24 protein-coding genes and 3 tRNA genes are annotated in these 25,277 nt (G+C 33.0%); 18 read left to right on the top strand and 9 right to left on the bottom strand.

What is annotated here, in order from left to right:
• Positions 1–52 precede the first annotated feature (52 nt).
• The 13 genes from G6042_RS08415 to G6042_RS08355 all read left to right on the top strand — a co-directional run bounded on the left by G6042_RS08415 (position 53) and on the right by G6042_RS08355 (position 11,150).
• The gene (locus G6042_RS08415; protein WP_169523861.1) at positions 53–463 is read left to right on the top strand and encodes a 6-pyruvoyl trahydropterin synthase family protein; all 411 of its coding nucleotides are present in this window, start codon (positions 53–55) and stop codon (positions 461–463) included.
• A gap of 1 nt (position 464) precedes the next feature.
• Positions 465–929 carry a peroxiredoxin gene (locus G6042_RS08410; RefSeq protein WP_169523860.1) on the top strand — a complete coding sequence of 155 codons (465 nt, stop codon included), beginning with the start codon at positions 465–467 and terminating at the stop codon, positions 927–929.
• Positions 930–1,001: 72 nt separating this feature from the next.
• Complete coding sequence (locus tag G6042_RS08405; protein WP_169523859.1) at positions 1,002–1,964, top strand: type I phosphomannose isomerase catalytic subunit; 963 nt, start codon at positions 1,002–1,004, stop codon at positions 1,962–1,964.
• Between the two features lie 55 nt (positions 1,965–2,019).
• Positions 2,020–2,286 (top strand): hypothetical protein, encoded by a 267-nt coding sequence (locus G6042_RS08400; RefSeq protein WP_169523858.1) that lies wholly within the window; start codon positions 2,020–2,022, stop codon positions 2,284–2,286.
• 78 nt (positions 2,287–2,364) lie between these two features.
• Positions 2,365–2,438: transfer RNA gene (locus tag G6042_RS08395), tRNA-Thr, on the top strand.
• A gap of 70 nt (positions 2,439–2,508) precedes the next feature.
• Positions 2,509–3,420 carry a DMT family transporter gene (locus G6042_RS08390; protein WP_169523968.1) on the top strand — a complete coding sequence of 304 codons (912 nt, stop codon included), beginning with the start codon at positions 2,509–2,511 and terminating at the stop codon, positions 3,418–3,420.
• A 57-nt stretch (positions 3,421–3,477) separates the two neighbouring features.
• On the top strand, positions 3,478–4,185 hold the full coding sequence (gene aqpZ, locus G6042_RS08385) for an aquaporin Z (protein ID WP_169523857.1): 708 nt from the start codon (positions 3,478–3,480) through the stop codon (positions 4,183–4,185).
• Between the two features lie 72 nt (positions 4,186–4,257).
• The gene (locus G6042_RS08380; protein WP_169523856.1) at positions 4,258–4,860 is read left to right on the top strand and encodes an alpha-ketoglutarate-dependent dioxygenase AlkB family protein; all 603 of its coding nucleotides are present in this window, start codon (positions 4,258–4,260) and stop codon (positions 4,858–4,860) included.
• Positions 4,861–4,883: 23 nt separating this feature from the next.
• A complete protein-coding gene (locus G6042_RS08375; protein WP_169523855.1) occupies positions 4,884–5,708 on the top strand; it encodes a sterol desaturase family protein in 825 nt (274 codons plus the stop codon).
• Positions 5,709–5,816: 108 nt separating this feature from the next.
• On the top strand, positions 5,817–6,092 hold the full coding sequence (locus G6042_RS08370) for a TIGR03643 family protein (RefSeq protein ID WP_169523854.1): 276 nt from the start codon (positions 5,817–5,819) through the stop codon (positions 6,090–6,092).
• A 129-nt stretch (positions 6,093–6,221) separates the two neighbouring features.
• A complete protein-coding gene (locus tag G6042_RS08365; protein WP_169523853.1) occupies positions 6,222–8,078 on the top strand; it encodes a M61 family metallopeptidase in 1,857 nt (618 codons plus the stop codon).
• Positions 8,079–8,160: 82 nt separating this feature from the next.
• Positions 8,161–8,874, top strand: a complete 714-nt coding sequence (locus G6042_RS08360; RefSeq protein ID WP_169523852.1) for a DUF4369 domain-containing protein — start codon at positions 8,161–8,163, stop codon at positions 8,872–8,874.
• Positions 8,875–8,924: 50 nt separating this feature from the next.
• Positions 8,925–11,150 (top strand): B12-binding domain-containing radical SAM protein, encoded by a 2,226-nt coding sequence (locus G6042_RS08355; RefSeq protein WP_169523851.1) that lies wholly within the window; start codon positions 8,925–8,927, stop codon positions 11,148–11,150.
• Here the strand turns inward: G6042_RS08355 and G6042_RS08350 are convergent.
• From G6042_RS08350 to G6042_RS08325, 6 genes are all read right to left on the bottom strand, one after another.
• Positions 11,147–11,584 carry a hypothetical protein gene (locus tag G6042_RS08350; protein ID WP_169523850.1) on the bottom strand — a complete coding sequence of 146 codons (438 nt, stop codon included), beginning with the start codon at positions 11,582–11,584 and terminating at the stop codon, positions 11,147–11,149. The two genes, G6042_RS08355 and G6042_RS08350, sit on opposite strands and share 4 nt — an antisense overlap.
• Before the next feature lie 6 nt (positions 11,585–11,590).
• Positions 11,591–12,895, bottom strand: a complete 1,305-nt coding sequence (gene rimO, locus G6042_RS08345) for a 30S ribosomal protein S12 methylthiotransferase RimO (RefSeq protein WP_169523849.1) — start codon at positions 12,893–12,895, stop codon at positions 11,591–11,593.
• A gap of 114 nt (positions 12,896–13,009) precedes the next feature.
• Positions 13,010–13,342 (bottom strand): hypothetical protein, encoded by a 333-nt coding sequence (locus G6042_RS08340; protein WP_169523848.1) that lies wholly within the window; start codon positions 13,340–13,342, stop codon positions 13,010–13,012.
• A gap of 10 nt (positions 13,343–13,352) precedes the next feature.
• Positions 13,353–13,859 (bottom strand): hypothetical protein, encoded by a 507-nt coding sequence (locus G6042_RS08335; protein WP_169523847.1) that lies wholly within the window; start codon positions 13,857–13,859, stop codon positions 13,353–13,355.
• A 158-nt stretch (positions 13,860–14,017) separates the two neighbouring features.
• Positions 14,018–15,517: an OmpP1/FadL family transporter gene (locus G6042_RS08330; RefSeq protein WP_169523846.1), complete on the bottom strand. Its 1,500-nt coding sequence runs from the start codon at positions 15,515–15,517 to the stop codon at positions 14,018–14,020.
• A gap of 63 nt (positions 15,518–15,580) precedes the next feature.
• Positions 15,581–16,573, bottom strand: coding sequence for a hypothetical protein (locus G6042_RS08325; protein ID WP_169523845.1), 993 nt, complete (start codon positions 16,571–16,573; stop codon positions 15,581–15,583).
• A gap of 99 nt (positions 16,574–16,672) precedes the next feature.
• Between G6042_RS08325 and proS the strand changes: the two genes are divergently transcribed.
• From proS to rpsT, 4 genes are all read left to right on the top strand, one after another.
• Positions 16,673–18,151 (top strand): proline--tRNA ligase, encoded by a 1,479-nt coding sequence (proS, locus tag G6042_RS08320; RefSeq protein ID WP_169523844.1) that lies wholly within the window; start codon positions 16,673–16,675, stop codon positions 18,149–18,151.
• Between the two features lie 83 nt (positions 18,152–18,234).
• Positions 18,235–18,306: transfer RNA gene (locus G6042_RS08315), tRNA-Glu, on the top strand.
• Positions 18,307–18,351: 45 nt separating this feature from the next.
• A tRNA-Glu gene (locus G6042_RS08310) sits at positions 18,352–18,423 on the top strand.
• A gap of 154 nt (positions 18,424–18,577) precedes the next feature.
• Positions 18,578–18,829, top strand: coding sequence for a 30S ribosomal protein S20 (gene rpsT, locus G6042_RS08305; RefSeq protein ID WP_169523843.1), 252 nt, complete (start codon positions 18,578–18,580; stop codon positions 18,827–18,829).
• A gap of 73 nt (positions 18,830–18,902) precedes the next feature.
• Here the strand turns inward: rpsT and G6042_RS08300 are convergent, their stop codons facing one another.
• Together G6042_RS08300 and G6042_RS08295 are read right to left on the bottom strand one after the other, a co-directional pair.
• Positions 18,903–19,304: a response regulator gene (locus tag G6042_RS08300; protein WP_169523842.1), complete on the bottom strand. Its 402-nt coding sequence runs from the start codon at positions 19,302–19,304 to the stop codon at positions 18,903–18,905.
• A 1-nt stretch (position 19,305) separates the two neighbouring features.
• Positions 19,306–20,964 (bottom strand): PAS domain-containing sensor histidine kinase, encoded by a 1,659-nt coding sequence (locus G6042_RS08295; RefSeq protein ID WP_317168069.1) that lies wholly within the window; start codon positions 20,962–20,964, stop codon positions 19,306–19,308.
• 204 nt (positions 20,965–21,168) lie between these two features.
• On the opposite strand from G6042_RS08295, the gene typA reads away from it, so the two are divergent.
• Positions 21,169–22,965: a translational GTPase TypA gene (gene typA / locus G6042_RS08290; RefSeq protein WP_169523840.1), complete on the top strand. Its 1,797-nt coding sequence runs from the start codon at positions 21,169–21,171 to the stop codon at positions 22,963–22,965.
• 299 nt (positions 22,966–23,264) lie between these two features.
• On the opposite strand, the gene G6042_RS08285 is transcribed toward typA, so the two are convergent.
• On the bottom strand, positions 23,265–25,274 hold the full coding sequence (locus G6042_RS08285) for a T9SS type B sorting domain-containing protein (RefSeq protein ID WP_169523839.1): 2,010 nt from the start codon (positions 25,272–25,274) through the stop codon (positions 23,265–23,267).
• Positions 25,275–25,277: the final 3 nt, after the last annotated feature.

Raw genomic sequence — 25,277 nt, 5'->3', positions numbered from 1 at the left:
ATTATGGAATTCACACTAATTCAAAAATCGTTAATCAATAATCAGAAATCTAATGAAAGTAACCGTTTCTAGAAAAGCACATTTCAATGCTGCCCATCGATTGTATCGAAAAGACTGGTCGATGGAACAAAACGATTTGGTTTTTGGTAAATGCAATAATCCTAATTTTCATGGTCATAACTATGAACTAATTGTTTCTGTTACCGGAGAAATAGACCAAGAAACAGGTTTTGTGATTGATGTAAAAATTCTTTCTGATTTGATAAAAGAACACATTGAAAATGCTTTTGATCATAAAAATCTAAACCTCGATGTTCCTGATTTTGAGAATTTAAACCCAACAGCCGAAAACATTGCAGTTGTCATCTGGAATAAACTTCGAAAATATATTGATGCAAATAAAGAGTTAGAAGTAGTTCTTTATGAAACGCCACGCAATTTTGTATCATACAAAGGCAACTGAAATGAGTTTGAAAATAGGTGATAAGCTACCCAAATTTACAGCAATCAATAGCAACGGAAATGCTTTTGATAGCCAAAGTTTTATTGGAAAATCATTAGTAATTTACTTTTATCCTAAAGATGAAACCCGAGTTTGCACCGAGCAAGCTTGTAGTTTTCGAGATAATTACGAAGAATTTAAAGAACTTGGAGCAGAAGTTATTGGTATCAGTAGTGACTCGAATAAATCCCATCAAAAGTTTGCCTCAAAACACCAATTGCCTTTCATTTTATTGTCGGATAACGATAAAAAACTCCGGAAATTATTTGGTGTACCCAATGATTTATTCGGTTTAATCCCAGGAAGAGTAACTTACGTAGTCAATAAAAACGGTATAATTGAAATGGTTTTCAATAGCATGTCCGGAAAAATCCACATTGAAAAAGCATTAGAAATACTTAGAAATCAAAGCCACACTGCAAAATAATATATTTTTTTGGTTTTATATTATTAATTCCAAAACAAAAAAAGACAGATATTTGCGCTTTAAATTCAACTTATGAAACTATATCCTTTACAGTTTGAACCCATCTTAAAAGAAAGAATTTGGGGTGGAACAAAATTGAAAACCCATCTCAATAAACCAATAGCTTCAGAAATTACAGGAGAAAGTTGGGAAATTTCAACTGTAGAAAACGATGTAAGTACAATTGCAAATGGAGTTTTCAAAGGAAAATCATTAAACGAGTTGATAAATGATTTTCCAGAACAAGTTTTAGGAACTAAAGTTTTTGAACAATTCGGGAAACAATTTCCGTTGCTTTTTAAATATCTTGATGCACGTGAAGATTTATCTATTCAAGTTCATCCCAACGATGAATTGGCTGCTAAACGACACAATTCTTTTGGTAAAACGGAAATGTGGTATGTGATGCAAGCCGATGATGAGGCAAGATTAATTGTGGGTTTCAAAGAAAAATCTTCTTCAGAAGAATATATAAAGCATTTAGAAAACAAAACATTACTAAGCATTCTTGATACCAAAAAAGTAAAAAAAGGCGATGTGTTTTTTCTAGAAACAGGAACAGTTCACGCCATTGGTGCAGGAACCGTAATTGCAGAAATCCAACAAACATCTGATATTACATATAGATTATATGATTTCGATAGAGTAGATGCTAACGGAAATACGCGTGAACTTCATGTTGATTTAGCTCTTGAAGCGATAAATTATGACAAAGTCGAAGCGCAAAAAGAGTATTTAAAAATAGAGAATACATCAAATGAAGTGGTTGATTGTAGTTATTTTACAACCAATTTTATCCCGTTGAATGGAAACCTGAACGTCAACAAAAATCAAAATTCGTTTACCGTTTACATGTGTGTTGATGGCGATTTTGAGTTAATTTTAAATGAAGAAAAGTACAGCTATAAAAAAGGTGATACAGTTTTAATTCCAGCATCGTTAACTGATTTTCAGTTAAGTGGAAAAGGTTCGTTGTTAGAAATATACATTTCTTAACTTATATTCAAAAGTTTATATGTAATTTTGCACCAAATTTTAAAAATAAAAGAAAATGCCAAGCGTTAAAAATTTAAAAAAAGACATCAACTTTGTTATTGGTGATATTATTGAAATCGTTTATTTTCATGAGTTAAGTAAAGCAGGAAAATCTACTGAAGCATCACAAGCAATTATTGATGAGGCAATTGCATCATTTGATACTTTAATTACTAAAGTAAACGCTAAAAATGTAGAAAACAAAAAAGCTCATTTTAAGCAAATAAATGCTGAATTAGAACAAACTGCTAATCAGTTGATTGGAAAAATCAACGCACTTTAATAGAAAAAAACTATAAAAAAGTGCAAAAAAATTTTGGAGAATTAAAATTCAAATTTATATTTGCACTCGAATTGAGATGCCGGTGTAGCTCAGCTGGCTAGAGCAGCTGATTTGTAATCAGCAGGTCGTGGGTTCGAGTCCCTCTATCGGCTCAATCGGAAAGGAAAGCGAAAGCTTTCCTTTTTTTATGCAATAAAGTTAGAAAATTATATGGAGAAGAAAATGGTTGGAAATAATGTATTGAAAGGAGTATTCTTGGTTGGACTAGGTGCAGCCAGTTACGGAATGTTGGCCACGTTTGTGAAATTGGCTTATAAAGATACTAGTTCGCAAGGTTTAAATTATACGCCAGCAGAAGTTATCGTCGCTCAATTTTTGATTGGAATTCTAATCGTTTTAGGGATTAATGCTTTTCAAAAGCAAAGAAAAGGAAACAATGTTGTTAAAGCGTCTTCATCTGATATAAAAAAATTAATGCTGGTTGGAACTTCTACAGGATTAACTAGTATATTTTATTATTTGGCGGTAAAATACATTCCAGTATCAATTGGAATTGTTTTATTGATGCAAACGGTTTGGATGGGTGTTGTTTTGGAAATGTTTCTAGAAAAAAAATTACCTTCAAAAATCAAAGTTTTTGCCGTTTTGATTGTGCTCTTTGGAACAGCATTGGCAACTAATTTGTTTAGTAAAAGCATCGATTTAGATTGGCGGGGTGTTGTTCTTGGACTTTTAGCTGCGGCTTCATTTACTACAACGATGTTTGCGGCAAATAAAGTTGCGTTATCGATTTCTTCTGCACAGCGAAGTTTATACATGCTTTTGGGCGGAATTATTATTGTTTTTATTTTCGCATTTCTTACTCAAAAGACACCATTCAACTATGATATTTTCTACAAATGGGGAATACTAATCGCTCTGTTTGGAACAGTAATTCCGCCACTTCTTTTAAATGCAGGATTTCCTTTAACAGGAATAGGGTTAGGAAGTATCGTTTCGGCATTAGAATTACCAGTTTCAGTGATGATGGCTTTTATGATTTTGAATGAAAAAGTAGTTTTTACTCAATGGATAGGAATTACATTAATCATCTTGGCAATTGTATTAATGAATGTAAAATTCCGTAATAAATAAAATGCTATTAAAATAAATTCGTACATTTGATTTATAACCAATTAAAAATCAAAACGTATGAGAAAATTATTTGCAGAATTTTTTGGAACCTATTGGCTTGTTTTTGGCGGCTGTGGTAGTGCACTTTTTGCAGCAGGATTTCCTGAACTTGGGATTGGATTTGCTGGAGTTTCTTTGGCATTTGGATTAACAGTTTTAACAATGGCCTATGCTGTTGGACATATTTCTGGCGGACATTTTAATCCGGCTGTTTCTTTTGGACTTTGGGCAAGCGGACGTTTTTCTGCCAAAGATTTATTACCTTATATTGTTGCCCAATGTTTAGGCGGAATTGTCGCTGCGGGAACATTACTTTTTATTCTTTCGGGAAAAGAAGGTTTTGCAATTGATAATACTAAAGCTGGAGCTTTTGCAACCAACGGTTTTGGAGCTTTTTCTCCCGATGGATATTCGATGACAGCAGCTTTCACAGCGGAATTTGTGTTAACAATGTTTTTCTTAATCGTAATTCTTGGCGCAACCGATAAAGCGGCAAACGGAAAATTTGCTGGCGTAGCTATTGGATTAGCATTGACTCTAATTCACTTGATTAGCATTCCAATTACAAATACTTCGGTAAATCCGGCGCGTTCAACTTCTCAAGCTATTTTTACACAAGGTGAATCGTTGTCACAATTGTGGTTGTTTTGGGTGGCACCAATCGCTGGAGCTTTAGTTGGTGGTTTTATTTATAAAATTTTGTTAGACAAAAAGGATACTTTATAATTTTACTACACTAATTATGGGATAAAGAGAAAAGAGTGAAATTTTTCATTTTTTTCTCTTTATTTTTGTTGTATGAATTCACTTTTTCCTACCGAAGCCATTCATTTTGAACTTCCTGACTCAGAGATAACTTATTATCCTGATTTTTTTGGAAAAGAAAAAGCCGATCAGTTTTTTGAAAAATTAAAAACCGAAATTCCTTGGCAACAAGATGAAATTACCGTTTTTGGAAAAACCTATCCGCAACCGCGATTAACAGCGCTTTTTGGCAATGAAGGAAAACCATACAGCTATTCTAACATTGTAATGCAACCTCATGCTTGGAATTCGTTATTACTTTTTATCAAAAATGAAATTGAAGAAGTTTGCAATGAAAATTTTACTACTGTTTTGCTGAACTATTATCGCGATGGAAAAGACAGCAACGGTTGGCATGCCGATGATGAGAAAGAACTCGGCAGAAATCCAGTCATTGCTTCGGTAAGTTTTGGCGTAGAACGAAGTTTTCATTTACAGCATAATTCCATCAAAGAACAAAAGCTAAAAATCAATCTTGAACACGGAAGTTTGTTGATTATGAAAGGAACAACGCAGCATTTTTGGAAACATCAAATTCCAAAAACAGCAAAACCTATTGGTTCCAGAATAAATTTAACCTTCCGAATTATCAAATAGCTACTTTTAGTATATTTGTTATTATGCAAGAAATAATTAATTACTTTTCGACTATTCCGTCTTCACACAGAGCTTTGATTTTAGCTGGTGGAATTGCTTTATTTTGGATAATTGAAAGCGCAATTCCATTTGTGAAATTTCAATATAACAAATGGCAACATGCCGGAATTAATATCTTTTTTACACTAACAACGATTATTGTTAACTTTTGCTTGGCTTTTATTTTGCTAAAAACAGCACAATGGACAGTCGATAATCAATTTGGAATTTTGAATTGGTTGCCAGATATGAATGAATGGTTATTTGCGATAATCGGATTATTGCTTTTGGATTTAATCGGAGCGTATTTAGCGCATTTGGTTGAACATAAAGTGAAGTTTTTGTGGCGTTTTCATCTCATTCATCATACCGATACTTGGATAGATACAACATCTGGCAACAGACATCATCCAGGAGAAAGTGTTATTCGTTTTGCTTTTACAACATTTGGAGTTTTAGCAGTTGGTAGTCCAATGTGGATGGTTTTTTTATACCAAACATTATCGGTTGTAGCGACACAATTTACGCATGCTAATATCGTTTTGCCTAAAAAAGTGGATAAATTGATGAGTTATTTTCTCGTTTCGCCCGATATGCACAAAGTTCATCATCACTACGTTTTGCCTTATACGGATAGTAATTATGGTAATATTTTCTCTATTTGGGATCGATTATTTGGAACTTTTAAGACATTAGATAGAGAAAAATTAATATTTGGCGTTGATACACACATGAAACCCGAAGAACATAATAATTTAAAGAACTTATTATCAATTCCTTTTCAAAAACTACGTTCGCCAGAAAATTAATTTTTCAAAAAAATTAAACTACTCATATAAACTAATTATTTTTTTTACTAATATTGAATTACTAATTCATCAGTTGATATCTATTTTTTTAATAATGCTTTTACAGAAATGAAAAAAAGTAAGCGAGTAGAACTTGACAACGAACAAATTGAACGAGTTGTCAGTATGGCTCAAGAGGAAAGAAAACCTTTTGAAGTAATTAAGGAAGAATTTGGACTTACAGAAAATGAAGTAACCGAATTAATGCGAAAACGTCTGTCCAAAGACAACTTTGAACTTTGGAAGAAAAAAGCGGTTGGAAGTAAACCCAAACCAAAGCCAATCATTGACGACTTTGACGATGATTTAGAAGGAAAATACTATATCAAAAATAAATTTGACTAAAAATCTAACTCTTGTTCCGCAAGAGTTTTTTTATTTCATAAAATTATCTTTGTTAATCATTTGCCAAAATTCAATTGTTTTGTAACGAATGGTTATTTTTGTTGACCAATTTGTTAAAATATATATCAAATGAAAAAAACAGTTTTATCTATTCTTTTTATAACAGCTTTTTCTACTGGCGTATTTGCTCAGAAAAAAGCAATAAATGAAGAAGTAAAAGCAACTATTGATTTAATCAATGTAAAAGAAGACAAAGTTTTGGTTACCGTTCTTGCACCAGAATTTGGTAAAAGCGAAGTCATCTATCAAATCCCAAAAACTGTTCCTGGAACCTATTCTACCGATGATTATGGAAAATATATTGAAGGTTTTAAAGCATTTGATAAAAAGGGAAAAGAATTACCGGTTGTAAAATCAGATGATAATACTTGGAAAATTTCTAATGCAAAATCATTAGCAAAAATCACTTATTTAGTTAACGATACTTATGATATTGAAACTGGAAGAGGTTTTGGTAAAGAAGAAGTGTTTTCGCCTGCTGGAACTAATATTTTAGCTGGAAAAAACTTCATGTTGAATAATCACGGATTTGTGGGTTATTTTAATGGAAAAACCGATGTAAAATATACCTTAAACGTTTCACATCCTGAAAATTTAGTAGGAACAACTTCATTGCTTGATACTGATAAAAGTGCTACAAATGATGTGTTTACCGTTTCAAGATATTTTGAATTGACCGATAATCCAATAATGTATTCAAAACCTGATTTTGAAACATTTACCGTTGATGGAATGGAGATTTTGTTCAGCGTTTATTCTCCAAATGGCGTTCATTCGGCTAAAAGTCTTTTGCCTGATTTAGAAAAAATGATGCGTGCACAAAAAGCATTTTTAGGAAAAGTAAACAGTAACAAGCAATATACCGTTTTATTGTATTTGTCAGATATGGAAAAAAATGATGCCAAAGGTTTTGGAGCATTGGAACATCATACTTCTACAACGGTTGTTTTTCCAGAAGCGATGCCAGCAAACATGCTTGGACAACAATTAATTGATGTGGTTTCTCACGAGTTTTTTCATATTTTAACGCCTTTGTGTGTTCATTCTAAAGAGATTCATTACTTTGATTATAACAATCCAAAAATGTCAAAACACCTTTGGATGTATGAAGGTGTAACGGAATATTTTGCGAATTTGTTCCAAATAAATCAAGGTTTAATCGACGAAGATGAGTTTTATCAGCGAATGGTTGGAAAAATTGGAAATGCTGCTAAAATGAATGATACCATGTCGTTTACCGTGATGAGTGCCAATGTTTTAGAAAAACCATACAAAGATCAATACTTAAATGTATATGAAAAAGGCGCGCTAATCGGAATGTGTATCGACATTATTATCCGTGAAAAAAGCAATGGCGAAAGAGGAATTTTGGATATGATGCAAAAACTTTCGGCAGAATATGGTGCAGAAAAACCATTCAATGACGAAGAGCTTTTTGACAAAATTATATCGATTACTTATCCAGAAGTTGGAGCATTTATCAAAACGCATATCGAAGGCACAACACCGATAAATTATGATGAGTTTTTTGCAAAAGTTGGCGTTGGTAAAGGAAAAATTCAAGTACCAATGAACCCATTTTTGAAAAATGAAACTACACCATTGGTTACCATAAATTCTGCGACTAAAGAAATAATTGTTCGTTCTGATTTGGAAATAAACGAATTAATGAAGTCATTAGGAATGAAAGGTGGCGACATAATTCTAGCGGTAAACGATGTAAATTATAACCTTGATAACATCTATGAAATGATTATGTCAAGCCAAGATTGGAAAGAAGGCGATGCTGTTTCTATTAAAATAAAAAGAGATGGAAAAGAGCAAACCGTTGCTGGAAAAGTAAAACTAACAATGGCTGAAGTTGAAGGTTATCAGCAAATTGATGCTTCAAAAACCAAACTAAAAGAAGCTTGGTTAAAAGGATAACTTAGCAAAAAAACAATAATCAAATCCTCATTTGGCTAGCCATTTGAGGATTTTTTTGTAACATTGCGCCAAAAATTTTATTATGCGTAAATCGATAGTTTTAGTGTTAAGCACATTGTTTTTGTTTTCTTGTGCCGAAAAAAAATCGGATAAAAACTTTGTTTTAACTGGAAATATAAAAGGACTGAAAGAAGGTAAACTTTATATTCAGCGAATGAAAGATACTACTTTGGTTGTTATTGATAGTATTATAATTAGTGGCGATTCTAATTTTAAGAGCGAATTTGACATTCAATCACCTGAAATGTTGTATTTGTTTTTAGATCGTGGTGTATCGAATTCATTGGATAATAATATTCCATTTTTTGCTGAACAAGGAAAAATGAATATTCAAACATCGTTGGATTTTTTTACTGCCGATGCTAAAATTACAGGTTCTAAAAATCACGAATTATATGAAGAATATAAAAAAGTGATGTCAAAATTCATTGATAAAGACCTTGAATTAATTCAGAAAAAAGTAATGGCTTATAAAGAAAATAAGACCGACGAAATCGCAAAAATAGAAGAAGAACAAAACGGAATTCTGAAAAGAAAATACCTTTATTCAACTAATTTTGCTGTAAACAACGGCGATTATGAAGTTTCTCCTTATGTAGCTTTGGCCGAAATTTATGACATCAACTTGAAATATTTAGATACTATTCACAAAACGATGACGCCAAAAGTTGCCAAATCGCTTTATGGAAAAAAGCTAACCGAATATTACAACGAAAGAAAGAAATCGGAGAAATAAAAAGTGCGAAAGCACTTTTTTTTATTGTTATTTTTGCAAAAAATTAGCCCTTGAAAAACATCCTTCTCATAACGCCACCATTTACACAGCTGAATACACCATATCCAGCAACAGCTTATTTGAAAGGATTTTTGAATACTAAAGACATTTCTTCCTTTCAAATGGATTTGGGAATAGAAGTGATTTTGGAACTTTTTTCAAAAAATGGGTTAGAAAATTTGTTTCAAGTTTCAAGTTTCAATTTTGAAAAGTTTGGTGAAAACGCTCAACGAATTTTTTCTTTACAGCAAGATTACATTAAAACCATTAACAACGTAATTGCTTTTTTGCAAGGAAAGAATCCAACGTTGGCAAGGCAAATTTGCAGTGGAAATTTTTTACCCGAAGCTTCTCGATTTGATGCTTACAATAATGATCCCGATGCTTCGGGATGGGCTTTTGGTTCAATGGGAATGCAAGATAAAGCCAAGCATATAGCAACATTGTATCTTGAAGATTTATCCGATTTTATTGTGGAATGTGTCGATGAAAACTTTGGTTTCAGTCGTTATGCAGAACGTTTGGGCAGAAGCGCCAATTCATTTGACGAAATGTATACTCATTTGCAAAACGATTTGACTTATATTGATAAAATCACACTTCAAATTTTAGAAGAAAAAATAAAATCGATTCACCCAAAATTGGTTTGTATTTCGGTTCCGTTTCCAGGGAATTTATACAGTGCTTTTCGTTGTGCGCAATTCATAAAAAAGCATTTCTCAGAGATTAAGGTCTCAATGGGCGGAGGTTTTCCTAATACCGAACTCCGAGAAGTAAAAGACAAAAGCGTTTTTGAATTTTTTGATTTCATCACTTTAGATGATGGCGAACTTCCGGTTGAATTGCTTTATAATTCCATTTGTCACACCGAGCGCAGTCGAGGTGCTTTTAATGAAGAAATGAGTGAGTTTAAACGAACATTTCTTCTAGAAAATAAAGAGGTTGTCTATAAAAACAACACCATTCGCCACGATTATAAGCAAGCCGAAGTCGGAACGCCTGATTATTCCGATTTGTTGTTAGACAAATACATTTCGGTTATAGAAATTGCTAATCCAATGCATTCGCTTTGGAGCGATGGTCGATGGAACAAACTCACGATGGCACATGGTTGCTATTGGGGAAAATGCACGTTTTGTGATATTTCTCTAGATTATATAAAGGTTTACGAACCTATTGCAGCCAAAATTTTGGTTGACAGAATGGAAGAACTGATTGCTCAAACGGGTGAAAATGGTTTTCATTTTGTAGATGAAGCTGCGCCACCAGCTTTGATGCGAGAAGTAGCTTTGGAAATTTTGAAACGAAATCTTACCGTTACTTGGTGGACAAATATTCGGTTTGAAAAAAGTTTTACTTCCGATTTGTGTGTTTTACTAAAAGCTTCGGGTTGCATTGCGGTTTCTGGCGGATTAGAAGTAGCTTCAGATAGATTATTAGAATTGATAAAAAAAGGCGTAACGGTTGAGCAAGTTGCCAAAGTTACCCGAAATTTCACCGAAAGCGGTATTATGGTTCATGCCTATTTGATGTATGGTTATCCAACGCAAACAGTTCAGGAAACGGTTGATAGTTTAGAAATGGTTCGTCAAATGTTCGAAATAGGAATTCTTCAAAGTGGATTTTGGCATCAATTTGCAATGACGGCACATTCGCCAGTTGGCATGTTTCCAGAGGAATTTGGTGTTGTTCCCGAAATGAATGAGATTACTTTTGCCAATAACGATATTCAGTTTAAAGACAAAACCGGAATTAATCACGATAAATTCAGTTTTGGGCTAAAAAAATCATTGTTCAATTATATGCACGGAATTTGTTTTGACTACGATTTGCAGGATTGGTTCGATTTTAAAATTCCAAAAACGAAGATTAGCCCAGATTTTATTGAGAATAGTTTGTTAGAAGACAATCTATTTGCCGTAAAACCTTCGGCTAAAATAGTTTGGATAGGAGGAAAGCCTCAGGTTGAAGCCTTTGTTAAATCTAAAAAGGGAAGTTCTTGGGAAATGATAAAGCTAACTTTTCACGACAAAAGACAAACCTTTGATATTTCGCTAGAAAAAGAAAAAGCGTTATGGCTCGTTGAATATCTTGAAAAAGCTACGGTTCAAAATGATAGAAAATTGACTTTTAGTCAAATGAAAGAAAGTTTTGAACAGCAATTTGAAGATTTTGAATTGTTTTGGTTTTCAAAACCAATAGAAATTTTAAAAGAAAACGGATTATTATCGCTTTAATTTTCTTCCAGAATTAACTCGTCTTTTTCTTCTTTTTTATCTTTCTTGCTTTTTTTCTTTTTATCACCAGATTTTTTATCTTTCAATTTTTCCAAAAGAACTTTTTGATTTTCATTCAAAATGGTGTTCATCTGAGCGTGCATTTTATCATTTGAAACAGTAAGTTTTTCGATTTTATCAGCATCAGAAATATCCAAACCTAAAATGAATTCTCTTTCTTTCATGTTTTCTTCGATGAAAGTTTTGGTTGCTGCTTCTTGAAAGGTATCTAAATTTAGCTCTTTTTTCAAATAATTTAAGGCAGCTTCTTTTGGATCAACTTTTTTTTGTGAATTGCTATTAGGAATTTGAGGTGTTCTTCCCATGCCTCTGTTCATTTGACCAAGTGATATTGATGTAATGAAAACAAAAAGAATACAGTATAAATTTTTCATAACCAATTAATTTTCAGGTTCGCCGTATAAATCAAATTCAGTAGCATCAATAATTTTTACATTAACAAATTCACCTGTTTTTACATAAAATTTTGAAGCATCAATTAATACTTCGTTGTCAACATCTGGACTATCAAATTCGGTTCTTCCAATGAAATATTGACCTTCTTTTCTGTCGATAATACATTTGAAGGTTTGCCCTATTTTTTCTTGGTTTAAATCCCATGAAATTTGCGATTGTAAATCCATTATTTCGGCAGCACGAGCTTGTTTTACTTCTTCGGGAACATCATCTTCTAAAGAAAAAGCATGTGTGTTTTCTTCGTGAGAATAGGCAAAACAACCTAATCTTTCAAATTTCATTTCCTGAACCCAATCTCTCATTATTTCAAAATCTTCCTGCGTTTCGCCAGGATAACCAACGATTAAAGTTGTTCTGATTGTCATTCCAGGAACAGCTTCGCGGAAATCTTTTAAAAGTTTTGTGGTTTTTTCTTTGGTAGTTCCGCGACGCATTGATTTCAAGATATTATCTGAAATATGTTGCAACGGAATATCGATATAATTACAAATCTTTGGTTCACGCTTCATTAAATCCAAAACATCCATTGGGAAACCAGTTGGAAACGCATAATGAAGACGTATCCATTCAATGCCTTCTACTTTTACTAAATTTTCAAGTAATTCTGCCAGATTACGTTTTTTATATAAATCTAAACCATAATAAGTCAAATCTTGCGCAATTAAGATAAGTTCTTTTACACCATTTTTAGCTAAAACTTCGGCTTCTTTAACCAATTTTTCTATAGGTTGCGAAACGTGTTTGCCACGCATTAATGGAATGGCACAAAAACTACAAGGTCTGTCGCAACCTTCAGCAATTTTTAAATAAGCATAATTTTTTGGCGTTGTAGTTAAACGTTCTCCAAGAAGTTCATGTTTATAATCGGCACCAAGTGCTTTTAGTAACAAAGGCAGTTCGGTTGTTCCAAAATATTGGTCGACATTTGGAATTTCTTTTTCTAAATCTGGTCGGTATCTTTCAGAAAGACATCCGGTTACAAAAACTTTGTCAACAATTCCTCTTTCTTTTTTATCGGCATATTCAAGAATAGTGTTTACCGATTCGGCTTTGGCGTTATCAATAAATCCACAGGTGTTTATCACGACGATATTTCCTTCTTGTTCATGCACAACATCTTTTCCACTAGCTTTTAATTGTCCCATCAAGACTTCGCTATCGTAGGTGTTTTTAGAACATCCAAGCGTAATTACGTTGATTTTATTTTTCTTTAAAGTCTTTGTTCTCATATTTTTTTCAGAATGAAAAATTGGAGTGCAAAATTACGGTTTTTATTTGGAAGTTGTGCCAAAAATAAAACCATTCCTTTTTGGAATGGTTTTTATATACCGTGTTATGCTACGTTATTTATCCTTAACAAGAATTAAAATCTTACAATCCTTTACATCATATTTTGATATTATAGTTGAATCTTTAATAATGTCTATATTCTGTTTTTCATTAAAGCCAACATTTTCTTTAAATTTCTCGAAATCAAATACCTTCTTATTATGTAAAACTTTGATTGATTTAAGATTTTTTTGATTTCCTAAATAGTTTAGATAAGTATTAAAATCCTGTGTATTTGAAGTGTTAGAAAAATTATCAGGATTTGATATACCAACATTCTTGATTTCTTGGCTTTTGCAACTACAAAAAATTGATGCAAATAAAATAAATAGTATAATTTTGTTCATATTAATGTCTTTATGCAAAAGCTTCATTCCAATCTGGACAGACATCGTCAAAGCCAATGCAATTAATGTTGCAAGCAACAAAAATTGTCACACAATTATTGCCGGTATAAAAATGTCCATATTCAAAACATCTGCCTGTGAAACCATATCCACTCTTAATACTAAAATCACATCCGCCTGATTTTTGTTGAACATTATTTTTATTTTGAGATGATTGCCACTGTTCATATTCAGTCTTTAAAACATACGCATAAGTTGTTTCATTGTTTTCAGAATTCACAACGGGTATTTCCACTAATTCGTTAGATGTCAATTTAGGTAAACCATCAACGAATTCTATCTCAGTTTCAATTTCAGTTATTGAACTTTGTTTAGCATTGTTTTTAGAGTTTAAAGTTGCTGTTTCAAACTTTAAATTTACAGTTTGATTTTTCAAGTCTTGATTGTCGTTTTGTTCGCAAGAAAATATAATTAGCGATAAAACTACTAAGAAAAGGGATTTATTTAAATGTTTCATTTTTGTTTTTTAAATTAAAGTTCTACTCTTTTCGATTTTCAAACAAAATGCTCATAACATACTCGAATTTACTATTTTTTTGATGTCGTTTCAAAATTATTTCGACTTTGGGTGGTCAGCCTTTTTTAACCGTTATGTTGGTTCTAATGTGGTATAATCTAAAAATTAATCGAATAACTCAAAGTTACATTATTGTTGTATCTACTAATTCTCGCTGGATCATTCATTCCCGAAGATATTAAAGCTTGATTCATGTTTCTGTGTTCGTAGGTATAAGCCAAATCAATTCGGTTTTCACCAAAAGTATAGCCTAATCCACCAGAATATCCAGTTAAATCACCAAATGCTTGATCAACTTTGTATGGACTTTGGTCAAAACGATAACCAGCACGAAGCGAAACTTGTTTGATTTTGTATTCACCACCAAGTCTAACTTCAAATGCTTCATCCAAAACATTACTCATATATGAATTCAATCCAATATATTCATTTTTAGGTTTGATTCGTGTGTTTGAATAATCTTTTCTAGAGACATCAAGACTTAACAGTCCTTTTTTCTGATAAATGAACGCCAAACTTCCTGTCCATTTATCTGGTGTTTGAATTTTATATGGTTCATAAACAATTGTTGGTTGATAAGAAGCAAAAGTAGATTCTACATTGTTGTTAATAACTCTAGTACTAACGCCTTGTGTTGCATCATCAGTTAAACGATACCATGTTGGTGACTCATATGAAAGCCCAACTCTAAGATAATCGGTTGGTTTTACAATTGCTCCAATGTTAAATGAAAAACCATTTCCAAGTGTATTTATGTTGTTGTCAAAACGCAATCTTGAAACAGTTGGACGACCTTCATTTAAAGGGTTGTTGTTGCTTTCAAAGACAGAAAACGATCTTCTAATGTCGACAAAATGGAAGTTTAAGTTCACACCAAGCATCAAAATGTCTTTATAAGCCGTAGCAAAATTGGTTGTCAATTTTCCGCTGTAACCAGATGTTACTGAACTGTTTTCTTGGTAATAATTTCCACCCGTTGGAATGTTGGATTGATAAGATGTATTCGAAGGATTAGTTGATAAAGGAGCAAGAATATTGGTTTGAAGACCTAGGTATGATTGTTGTTCATCAAAAAATAATTCTTCATAGTAATATTTTGTAAAATTCTCGTATGGGATGCCTTGTGCTAGATTTTCAAAATAATTTCCAATAGAATTGTATGGATTTGTACCAGCAATGAAAGTGCTGTTGTCAAAATTACTAGTATTTTCATAGTTGATTGCCAGTGAAATTTTCTTCCAATCACTAGCTCCGCTTGCATCTTTAAAAATAAAAACAGCACCAATTTGGTTTAAGTCTAATGAACTGTCATTGTCTCTTGTTGTTGTTCCAAAATAGCGAGCAATATTTTTGGAGTTATAGTTGGAAGCTGTAATTGTTCCAAAATTATTATTAAAAAATACCGAACCTGCAGGGTTTTGAGTAATGGCAGATAAATCGCCACCAAGTGCGCCAAAAGCTCCGCTCATAGCTCTAAATCTTGCTGTTCCTGTAATGTTATCCACAGACAAGCGAAGCGGTTCTTCTATGGTTATTTGTTGCGCATAAAAGTTAGGTATCGATAATCCTAAGAGAATGATTGAAATGTATTTTTTCATAGTAACAATTATTTTTTAAAAGAAACCCATGAGACATTTTTTGTTTCATGGGATTAGAATTTATTAACGTCTTCCGCCTCCGCCAGATCTTCCGCCTCCGCCACCATAGCTTCCTCCGCCAAATCCACCAGAAGAACTTCTTCCGCCACCTACATTTGAATTAGATCGTGTTCCTGAATTTGAATTACTTCTTGGAGTTTCAGAATAGTTTCTAGATGGAGTAGATGTAGAACGAACTGTATTATTTCTTGTTTGTGTAGTTGTTGCGTTTGGATTTCTTGTTCCTGTATTTTCTCTTGTAGTATTTATTGGTCTTGACACAGTATTGTTTCTTGTAGTTCCAAAAGTTGTATTTCTTGTTCCAACACTTGTTCCTCTTCTTCCCGATGTAGCAAAGTTAGAGTTACTTCTGTTGGAATAGCGACTACCCATAGAGTAGTTATAATTTGTTCCTCTTCTGCCATTACCATAGTACCAATTGTTGTGATATCCGTTGTTCCAACCCCAGCCCCAATTTGGACCGTACCAGTTATTCCAACCCCAACCCCAATTTGGTCCATACCAGCTATTCCAAGCCCAATTGTTCCATCCCCAACCAACATTCCATCCCCAGCCTGGACCATACCAACTGTTCCATGCCCAGCTGTTCCAACCCCAATAATTTCCATACCAGTAATTGTTCCAATGAGCCATTCCCCAACTGTTGTCATAAACATTAATCGTAACATTTTGAGGATTGTTTCCCCAACTTGAATAGGATTTTGAATTTTCCGTTTGGGTATCGTTTTGTTCTGGTTGAACAGATGAATAATTTTCTACATCAGTAAAAATTTCTTCAGCTTCTTGATTTAAAGAGCTAAAGTATTCTTTATATTGATTACTATTTGAGCTTTTTTGAGCAGGTTGAGTATTTCTGTTTTCTTGTTCGGCATAAATACCATCGTTGTCATAATATGACGAATTTTGGTAAGAACCACACGAATAAAACAAAGTTGATAAGCATCCAACTACAAAAAGGAAGGATGTTTTTTTGTGGAAAAAAGTATTAGTTTTCATAACATTAGCATTTTTATTGTTGGACTATACAAAAATAGTTAGTTTTGCTGAATAAAATAGTTAAAAAAAGATTAACAATATTTGTGCCAAAATTTCATCATGAGCAAAAACTTAACAAAAAGAGAAGAAGATTATTCAAAATGGTATAACGAACTGGTTGTGAAAGCTGATTTAGCTGAAAATTCAGGAGTTCGAGGTTGTATGGTTATCAAACCATATGGTTATGCTATTTGGGAAAAAATGCAAGCCCAATTGGATAAAATGTTTAAAGAAACAGGGCATTCTAATGCTTATTTTCCTCTTTTTGTGCCCAAAAGTATGTTTGAAGCCGAGGAGAAAAACGCCGAAGGCTTTGCTAAAGAGTGTGCGATTGTAACACATTATCGATTAAAAAACGATGAAACTCGTCCTGGTAAATTAATGGTTGATCCAAATGCTAAATTGGAAGAAGAATTAATCGTTCGTCCTACTAGTGAAGCAATCATTTGGAGTACCTATAAAAATTGGGTTCAGTCGTATCGCGATTTACCGCTTTTAATAAATCAATGGGCAAATGTTGTTCGTTGGGAAATGAGAACTCGTTTGTTTTTAAGAACAGCAGAGTTTTTATGGCAAGAAGGACATACTGCACACGCAACACGTCAAGAAGCGATCGAAGAAACAGAGCGAATGATGAATGTTTATGCTGATTTTGTTGAAGGTTTTATGGCAATTCCGGTTGTAAAAGGAATAAAAACGGCTAATGAACGTTTTGCTGGTGCAGATGAGACTTATTGTATCGAAGCTTTGATGCAGGACGGAAAAGCTTTGCAAGCAGGAACATCCCACTTTTTAGGCCAAAATTTTGCCAAAGCATTTGATGTGAAATTTGCTAATCAAGAAGGAAAGCAAGAACATGTTTGGGGAACATCATGGGGAGTTTCAACTCGATTAATGGGTGCATTAGTAATGACGCATTCTGATGATAACGGATTGGTTTTACCACCAAATTTAGCTCCAATACAAGTCGTTATTGTTCCAATTCATAGAACAGATGAACAATTAGATGTTATCAATAGGGTTGTTGATGAATTAGTTTCTAAATTTAGAAAACTAAATATTTCTGTGAAATACGATAACAGAACAACACAAAAACCAGGTTTTAAATTTGCAGAATATGAATTAAAAGGAGTTCCAGTTAGAATAGCTGTTGGTCCAAATGATATAGAAAATGGAACATTTGAAGTAGCGAGACGTGATAATTTGTCTAAAGAAATTGTTTCAAAAGATGGTATTGTAGAATACGTTCAATCATTATTAGAGCAAATACAAGGGAATTTGTTTAATAAAGCCTTGTCTTATAGAAATTCTCATATCACTGAAGTAAATTCTTTTGAGGAGTTTAAAGAGGTGTTAGATAACAAAGCTGGATTTGTTTCTGCTCATTGGGATGGAACACCAGAAACCGAAGAAAAAATCAAAGAATTGACTAAAGCAACCATCCGTTGTATTCCTTTGGATAGAAAAAAAGAAGAAGGGATTTGTATTTTTTCTGGAGGCAAATCTGCTGGTAGAGTGTTGTTTGCAAAAGCATACTAATAAAAAAATATAAAAATTTGTTTTTACTCTTGCGGGATTGAAAAATAGTTGTATTTTTGCCACCGCAATTTTAAGTAAAAAATGGCCCGTTCGTCTATCGGTTAGGACGCCAGGTTTTCATCCTGGTAAGAGGGGTTCGATTCCCCTACGGGCTACAAGTTCTATAAACGTATTGTTTATTTCGAAAAGGTTATAAAAATGGCCCGTTCGTCTATCGGTTAGGACGCCAGGTTTTCATCCTGGTAAGAGGGGTTCGATTCCCCTACGGGCTACAAATTAGTTGTAAAATAGTTTTATAAAACAATCGTCCAGTGTCTCGGATTTTGTTTTATTAGTTAAAACCAAAGTGTTCGCTTAGGCTAATGTGGGAGGTTTTTCTTTTTTAACTAATAGTTTATACAATTATTACAATTAAATTAAAAGAAAATGGCAAATCATAAGTCAGCTCTAAAAAGAATTAGAAGCAACGAAAAGAAAAGAGTGTTGAACAGATATCAACACAAAACTACTCGTAATGCAATTAAAGCATTAAGATTAGCTACTGATAAAACTGAAGCAGCTGCTAAATTATCTTCTGTAATCTCTATGATTGATAAATTAGCTAAGAAAAATATAATTCATGATAACAAAGCTTCTAACTTAAAATCTAAATTAACTAAGCACGTTGCTAAGTTATAATCGATAAAGTTTATACAAAAAGTAAAGCACTCAGGGATGAGTGCTTTTTTTTATTCTTATTTTTTTAGAATTTTTAAAGTTTTGATTTTAATTCCTGCAAGATTTCTTTGCTGATTGGTTTAGAAAGAAAATTGACAACCATTGGGTAGAATTTTGATTTTTCTATGTCTTTTGGATCTATAGTTGAAGATAGAACGATGATGCTGGTTTTAGTAAATATTTTGTGATAACCACGGTTTAAATAGATATCTAAAAATTCCCAACCGCTCATTAAAGGCATATTTAAGTCAAGGAAAATTAGATTAGGAATATCATTGTTTTCGGGAGAATTGCTATTGGTTTCAAAAAAAGAAATAGCTTCCTCGCCGCTTTGAAGCGTTATTATTTCATGAGCGAAATCTACTCTTTGCATTGCTTTTTTACAAAGCATCAGTGTTATTGGATCGTCATCTATGCAAAAAACTTTATCTAACATTTTATTGTTTTTTAAAATTCAGGGTAAATGTAGTGCCTTTGCCAACTTTACTATCAACAGTTATTGTTCCGCCCATGCTTTCTACTTGTGATTTTACTAAATAAAGTCCTAATCCTTTGCTGTCTGGATGGTTGTGGAAGCGTTGGTATAATCCGAAAATTTTATCTTTATTTTTTTCCAAATCGATACCAATTCCGTTGTCTTTAAAACTAATAATCAGCTCGTCATTTTCGATTTTTGAAGAAATCGTAATTTTGAGTTGAGTAGTTGTGGAGCGATATTTAATTGAATTTGTCATTAAATTCAAGAAAATACTTTCTAGGTAAGATTTATTGATATTAGAAATATATTCTTCTTCTAGTTCTATTTTTAAGATAGGTTTGTGAAGACTAATCATAAAGTTCAGCTGATTGAATACATTTTCAAAAACTTCTTTTATGGGAACTTTTTCCTTTTTAATAGAAGGATTGTCTTTAATAACAATTGCTTTAACTAAATCATTGATAGTATCGTTCAATAAATGAGTTGAAGTGCTAAATCCGTCAATTAATTCTTTTAATTCCGGATTTTCAATAGGAATATCATCAATTAAATTCAAAAGTCCAGTTAAATTTGAAAGAGGTGCTCTTAAATTATGGGAAGTGATATATGAAAACTGTTTTAAATCGTTATTGTTTTTGGTTAATTCCCTGATGAGTTGTTCTCTTTCTTTTTCTTTTTCTTTTACCTCGGTAACATCCCTTTGAATTGAAATCCAGTGAGAATGTTCGCCGTCTTTATTGGTAACAGGAATCATGGAAAAGTTTATCCAAAATACAGAACCATTTTTTTTGTAACAAATAGTTTCTACTTCACAAACTTGATATTCTCTAATGCATTTTTTAAGCTCTTCGGTATGTTGATTGTCTGATTTTTCTCCAAACAATATATCCAGCGACATTCCTATTGATTCTTCGGTTTTATATCCAGTCATGTTTTCAAATGCTGAGTTTACGAAGAGAATGTTTGGCATTGAGTTTTCGTTCAGTTGAGTGCTACAAATCATTACCGAATCGTTTGTTTGTGTAATAACCGTTTCTAGTAAACGAAGTCGTTGTTCTTCTTCTTTTTGCTTGGTTACATCTTGAATAGAACCAATCATTCTAACTATTTTTCCGTCTTTGTTTTTGACCAAAAAGCCTTTATCGATGACATATTTATAACTACCATCGGCACATTGAAAACGGTATTCGTCTTGCCATTTGTCAGTTTTATAATCAAGGAAAGAATATAAACGAACCGACATTTTTAAACTGTCTTCGGGGTGAATTCTCTCAAACCACCAATTTGAGCCTTTGCCAACTTCTTCTTTTTTATAACCAAAAACGCTTTGAATTCCTTTATTCCAAATAAAAGCATCGTTATCAATCTTCCAATCCCAAATGGTATCACTCGTTGCTTTGGCAACAATGTCATATCGTTCCTTGGATTCTATAATATCTTGGTTACTTTTTTTGAGTTTATTTAAAACTATTTCGTTGTGTTTTTCGTTTACATATAGAAAATATCGAAACAAAACGATTGATAAAACAATGATTACAATCTCTTTGGTAGTAATAATCGAATTGGTTTCAGAGGAAAAAGAATAACTAGTAAATATTTTTTGCGTCAAAAATACCACTGTTATCAAGATAACAAAATAAATGAGGGTTATTTTATTAGAGTTGTTTTTCATTACTCCAAATATATAAAATTTAAGTAAGTTTAAAAATTTCAAACTAACATATCGATGAAAATATAAAATAATTTTATCATGCTAATTTATTTTAAAGAACAGTTTTATCAAAAAATAAAATGTACCTTTGCACCCTGAAAAAAAACTTAGATGGAATCGATTAGAAACATTGCTATTATTGCTCACGTTGACCACGGTAAAACGACTTTGGTTGATAAAATTATGTATCATTGCCAGTTATTTCGTGAAAACGAAAACACAGGCGATTTAATATTAGACAACAACGATTTAGAACGTGAAAGAGGAATTACTATTACTTCTAAAAATGTTTCTGTTGTTTACAAAGGAACAAAAATTAATATTATAGATACTCCAGGTCACGCCGATTTTGGTGGTGAAGTAGAACGTGTACTCAACATGGCAGACGGAGTTTGTCTTTTAGTTGATGCATTTGAAGGTCCAATGCCACAAACTCGTTTCGTGTTGCAAAAAGCAATCGATTTAGGATTAAAACCATGTGTAGTAATCAATAAAGTTGATAAAGAAAACTGTACTCCAGAAGAAGTTCACGAAAAAGTTTTCGACTTAATGTTCGAATTGGGTGCAGAAGAATGGCAATTAGATTTCCCAACCGTTTATGGTTCGGCAAAAAATAACTGGATGTCTGACCATTGGGAAAACCAAACAGAAAACATCGAACCATTATTAGATATGGTTGTAGAACACGTTCCAGCTCCAAAAGTATCAGAAGGAACTCCACAGATGTTGATTACATCGTTAGATTTTTCTTCATTTACAGGTCGTATCGCTATTGGTCGTCTTGAAAGAGGTGTTTTAAAAGAAGGAATGCCAATTTCTTTAGTAAAAAGAGATGGAAAAGTTATAAAATCAAGAATTAAAGAACTACACACTTTTGAAGGTCTTGGACGTAAAAAAGTAACCGAAGTAGTTGCTGGAGATATTTGTGCAATCGTTGGAGTAGAAGGTTTTGAAATTGGAGACACAATCGCAGATTTCGAAAATCCAGAAGCATTGCAAACCATTGCAATCGACGAGCCAACAATGAGTATGTTATTTACAATTAACGATTCTCCTTTCTTCGGAAAAGAAGGAAAGTTTGTAACATCGCGTCACATCAAAGATCGTTTAGCAAAAGAATTAGAAAAAAACCTTGCACTTCGCGTAGCCGATACAGATTCAGCCGATAAATTTATGGTTTTCGGTCGTGGTGTACTTCACTTATCGGTTTTAATCGAAACCATGAGAAGAGAAGGTTATGAGTTGCAAATTGGTCAACCACAAGTAATTATCAAAGAAATTGATGGTGTAAAATGTGAACCAATCGAAGAATTAACCATCGATTTACCAGAACACGTTTCAGGAAGAGCAGTTGAATTCGTTTCAGTACGTAAAGGAGAAATGCTTTCTATGGAAGGAAAAGGCGAGCGAATGATTATCAAATTCAACATTCCATCACGTGGAATCATCGGATTGAGAAATCAATTGTTGACAGCAACTGCTGGAGAAGCAATCATGGCGCATCGTTTCATTGGTTACGAACCATTCAAAGGAGAAATTGCAGGTCGTATCAACGGTTCGTTAATCTCTATGGAAAACGGAAAAGCCATTCCTTACTCAATCAATAAACTACAAGATAGAGGTAAATTCTTTGTTGATCCAAACGAAGATATCTACGAAGGACAAGTAGTTGGAGAAAACTCTCGTGGCGATGATATGACCATTAATATCACTAAAACCAAGCAGTTAACCAACTTCCGTTCCGCTGGTGCCGACGATAAAAACAAAATCGTTCCAGCAATCAAATTCTCATTAGAAGAAGCTTTAGAATACATTCAAAAGGACGAATATGTAGAAGTAACACCAAAATCGTTGCGTTTACGTAAAATCTATTTGAACGAAAACGACAGAAAACGTTTCAAACTATAAGCAATAAAATTCCAAAATCTAAATCCCAAATTCCAATAAAGGAGTTTGGGATTTTTTTTGGAGCGAATCGTTCGGGAATTTTTGTAAACCATTTTCCTGCTTTACGCAATATCTTTTTATCGGTTTAATAAAAAGGCAACTCAACTTTTGTCACCCTGAGCGCAGTCGAAGGGCTTTTTTTCTCAGTAACAAATAAAAAGGATATTTGCTTCAATCAGGGCTAATAATGAAACCATTTTTACTTCAGGAAAAATCAGTTTAATCCGTTAAATCTGTTGCTAAAAAAGTGAAACGTTTAATTATCTCAACAACGAAAAATGACCTTTTGCCGTTCTTCCATCGCCTAATTCAATAACATACCAATAATCATCAGCAAACATTTGTTGACCATTATACGTTCCATCCCAACCATTGGCAAAAGCAGGAAACTGAATTAACAACTTACCATATCGATCAAAAATAGAAACAATAGAACGAGCATTTGGCGTCAACGGACGAATACCTTTTATAAACCAAATATCATTTATTCCATCACCATTTGGCGTAAAAAACTTCGGAATTTGAACTAAATAAAAATCTTTCTGCACAATACCACAACCATTTTTTACAAAAGCAGTATAAACCAAACCAGTCAAATTAGTAAAAACAGGACTACTTTGATAATTAACACCATCAATAGAAAATTCATAAATTCCGTTACCCGAAACCACAATTTCAGCCGAAGTATTTACATCAAAACCAGTAATTACAATATTTTCAATAGTAGCAATTTCAGAATTGGTAACAGTAAAAGTTTTCGTTTTCGTACAACCGTTTGCATTTTCTATTAAAACAGTATAAACACCAGCATCAGTAACTTGTATAGATGAAGTAGTTTCGCCTGTATTCCAAGTATACGATTGAAAACCGCTATCAGCCGTTAAAGTAGTTGAAATATTGTTGCAAATAGCAGCCGTTTCGTCATTAATAATTGCGTTAAAAGTATTGATATTCAACGTTACAGCAATAGGATTGTAACAAGAACTATTGCTTATTTTAGCATAAATCGTTTGCTGAAAAGGAGTTGTAAGTAAAAATGAATTTGACAAAGCAACGGTACTTGTTGTACTACTATAAAAATTCACTTGAAGATTAGCAGGTAAATTCAAGAACAAGGTTGGAATAATATCGCTAAGAGTGACAGTTGTAATTCCATCTTGAACCGCATCAGTATCACAAAAAGTATATGAAGTTTGGTCAACTGTAAGTGCTGTTGCAAAATCCAAATCAATTTCAGAAGTTGATATACAAGTTGGTGAAAAAGTCAACTCAACAGAATACGTTCCGTTTTGGTTAACATTATATGGCGGATTTAAAGTCAAAGTACTATTCGTTTCACCAGGAATTGGATTGTCGTTAAAAAACCATTGATAGTTTAGAACTCCAGTTGTAGTAGCGTTTAGCGTGATGCTTTCAGTAGTACAAACCGGATTTTGATTGGCAAAGGTTCTGTCATCACCTAAATCTATTCCAGTAGAAAAACTGCTTCCTTTCAAGAAAATAGCCGAATCGTATCGATAATTTCCTTCATCGGCAATGACTAATTTTATGTGATACGTTTGTCCCGGAATAACATCAGCTTTTGCAGTTAAAACTTTGGTTTGTCCGTTGAAATTGGTAGGATGTTCAATACCGTTGAAAGCATCAAAATAAGTTGCATTTGCAGCTGGACAAATCGTTCCTGTTCCGCGAACCGTATTTACTTTTACTGGAATAGTTGTATTTGGGATTACAGCTAAATTTTGATAACTTGAACTACTGACTTCTTTTAGTAAAAAAACAAAACCATCGGTAAAACTACATTGATTAGGACTTGGATTGGTTAAATATTGCTCGGAAGAAAAGATATAATCAAAGCTAATTTGGTTTCCAATAGGGATAAAATCAAATTCTAGAATTGTAGCATTAAATGTATTGTTTAATCCCAGCGCTTCATTCAAATCGTTGTCACCAACCCAACCCATTCCGCCGCCATCATCAGAAATATAACCGTTTGGTCCTTGTGCATTTATAATTTTTCCAGTACTTAAAATAATACCTTCTTCAAAAGGAAAACTCGTTCCAGCAGCATTAAAATAACCCCAACTTTTTTCTCCCGAAGTAAAATTTCCTCCAGAAACGGATACATTTGAAACATTTGCACAACCCGAATTTATCAATACATTTTCTATCAATTCAACCGCTGTTTGTGTTTCATCGGTAGTGATATATTGAGCAGAAGCTGAACTAAAAATTAATCCAAAAAGCAGATAAAATTTCTTAAAAAACATAAT

It is taken from the genome of Flavobacterium solisilvae (assembly GCF_012911605.1).
GTDB lineage: Bacteria > Bacteroidota > Bacteroidia > Flavobacteriales > Flavobacteriaceae > Flavobacterium > Flavobacterium solisilvae.
This window is presented reverse-complemented; position numbering and strand designations above follow the sequence as displayed.

Excerpts from the sequence above, each read along its gene's own strand:
- G6042_RS08415 (WP_169523861.1), top strand. The coding sequence starts at position 53 with ATGAAAGTAACCGTTTCTAGAAAAGCACATTTCAATGCTGCCCATCGA.
- G6042_RS08410 (WP_169523860.1), top strand. The coding sequence starts at position 465 with ATGAGTTTGAAAATAGGTGATAAGCTACCCAAATTTACAGCAATCAAT.
- G6042_RS08405 (WP_169523859.1), top strand. The coding sequence starts at position 1,002 with ATGAAACTATATCCTTTACAGTTTGAACCCATCTTAAAAGAAAGAATT.
- G6042_RS08400 (WP_169523858.1), top strand. The coding sequence starts at position 2,020 with ATGCCAAGCGTTAAAAATTTAAAAAAAGACATCAACTTTGTTATTGGT.
- G6042_RS08390 (WP_169523968.1), top strand. The coding sequence starts at position 2,509 with ATGGTTGGAAATAATGTATTGAAAGGAGTATTCTTGGTTGGACTAGGT.
- aqpZ (WP_169523857.1), top strand. The coding sequence starts at position 3,478 with ATGAGAAAATTATTTGCAGAATTTTTTGGAACCTATTGGCTTGTTTTT.
- G6042_RS08380 (WP_169523856.1), top strand. The coding sequence starts at position 4,258 with ATGAATTCACTTTTTCCTACCGAAGCCATTCATTTTGAACTTCCTGAC.
- G6042_RS08375 (WP_169523855.1), top strand. The coding sequence starts at position 4,884 with ATGCAAGAAATAATTAATTACTTTTCGACTATTCCGTCTTCACACAGA.
- G6042_RS08370 (WP_169523854.1), top strand. The coding sequence starts at position 5,817 with ATGAAAAAAAGTAAGCGAGTAGAACTTGACAACGAACAAATTGAACGA.
- G6042_RS08365 (WP_169523853.1), top strand. The coding sequence starts at position 6,222 with ATGAAAAAAACAGTTTTATCTATTCTTTTTATAACAGCTTTTTCTACT.
- G6042_RS08360 (WP_169523852.1), top strand. The coding sequence starts at position 8,161 with ATGCGTAAATCGATAGTTTTAGTGTTAAGCACATTGTTTTTGTTTTCT.
- G6042_RS08350 (WP_169523850.1), bottom strand. The coding sequence starts at position 11,584 with ATGAAAAATTTATACTGTATTCTTTTTGTTTTCATTACATCAATATCA.
- rimO (WP_169523849.1), bottom strand. The coding sequence starts at position 12,895 with ATGAGAACAAAGACTTTAAAGAAAAATAAAATCAACGTAATTACGCTT.
- G6042_RS08340 (WP_169523848.1), bottom strand. The coding sequence starts at position 13,342 with ATGAACAAAATTATACTATTTATTTTATTTGCATCAATTTTTTGTAGT.
- G6042_RS08335 (WP_169523847.1), bottom strand. The coding sequence starts at position 13,859 with ATGAAACATTTAAATAAATCCCTTTTCTTAGTAGTTTTATCGCTAATT.
- G6042_RS08330 (WP_169523846.1), bottom strand. The coding sequence starts at position 15,517 with ATGAAAAAATACATTTCAATCATTCTCTTAGGATTATCGATACCTAAC.
- G6042_RS08325 (WP_169523845.1), bottom strand. The coding sequence starts at position 16,573 with ATGAAAACTAATACTTTTTTCCACAAAAAAACATCCTTCCTTTTTGTA.
- proS (WP_169523844.1), top strand. The coding sequence starts at position 16,673 with ATGAGCAAAAACTTAACAAAAAGAGAAGAAGATTATTCAAAATGGTAT.
- rpsT (WP_169523843.1), top strand. The coding sequence starts at position 18,578 with ATGGCAAATCATAAGTCAGCTCTAAAAAGAATTAGAAGCAACGAAAAG.
- G6042_RS08300 (WP_169523842.1), bottom strand. The coding sequence starts at position 19,304 with ATGTTAGATAAAGTTTTTTGCATAGATGACGATCCAATAACACTGATG.
- typA (WP_169523840.1), top strand. The coding sequence starts at position 21,169 with ATGGAATCGATTAGAAACATTGCTATTATTGCTCACGTTGACCACGGT.
- G6042_RS08285 (WP_169523839.1), bottom strand. The coding sequence starts at position 25,274 with ATGTTTTTTAAGAAATTTTATCTGCTTTTTGGATTAATTTTTAGTTCA.